Origin of the sequence: Blautia sp. CAG:237, assembly GCF_000436615.1 — a bacterium.
Taxonomy (GTDB): domain Bacteria; phylum Bacillota; class Clostridia; order Lachnospirales; family Lachnospiraceae; genus Blautia_A; species Blautia_A intestinihominis.
Genome location: NZ_FR886649.1, coordinates 1 through 909, shown reverse-complemented (window position 1 = coordinate 909; position 909 = coordinate 1). Strand labels below are relative to the sequence as shown.

Sequence of the window (909 nt, the reverse complement as noted above, 5' to 3'; positions counted from 1 at the left end):
AAATTTGCGCCTCTAACTCATCACTGAAGTAACGAGAATGCGATGCGCAGTTATTCAAATAATACTTTTTTACTCTTAGCCTTAAACCAGTAACTTCCTTTCATCTTCCATCTCCTCTGCTTCCAATAATCCTTCTACATATTCTGCAGAATTGCATACAATCTTCCCTGTATTCATAATTTGAATTTTAAATTCACCTTCAAACCGCATTATATGTTGCAAATATACTGTCAGATCCTTTTTCTCTGCAATCTTTAAAATCCATTTTGCGCAGTTATCTCCACAATTAGACATGTTGTAAATAAAAGAATCATCCTTCAACATAAGAATCAAAACTTTCACACCACCAGACAATTCGCGTGGCGTTATGGCTCCCAGTATAGGACTGTCAATAACATGTGAACTGATAACTGTGCAATGATCCACATCCTGAATCATTTCTTTTACAAAACTATCTTCAATCCATTCATCTTCATATACATTATCAAAATACGAAGGTGCATCTTTCATGTATTCGATATTGGCATAGTACCATATTTTTAACATCCTATCACGACCTCTCTGTTCTTAATATATTGTTTATCAATATCCATCTCTATAATTGATTTTACTCACTTTTGAAATCTACGCGTTTTATCCTTTAGTTAAATATATAACTGTTTACGCACCATTATTGATGTATATTCAAGCCAATTCTGTCCCTTACACATATTCTAATTATAACGATTTTTATCTTTCATGAAAAGTTCAATTTTCCAGATTCTATCTCATTTCTCTTTATATATGAGTAATATTTCCATTTTTCAAGTTTTATACGCCTGTTTCCGAAATTTTATTTCTAATATCGCATTATATATCTTTCTATTATGTTTTTTTAATATTCACATCACCACATCAAATCTCCAACCA

1 protein-coding gene is annotated in these 909 nt (G+C 31.5%); it reads right to left on the bottom strand.

Going from position 1 to position 909, the window contains the following annotated elements:
- Positions 1-81: 81 nt before the first annotated feature.
- Positions 82-546, bottom strand: a complete 465-nt coding sequence (locus tag QZL69_RS00325; RefSeq protein WP_022213243.1) for a DUF4869 domain-containing protein — start codon at positions 544-546, stop codon at positions 82-84.
- Between the last annotated feature and the right edge of the window lie 363 nt (positions 547-909).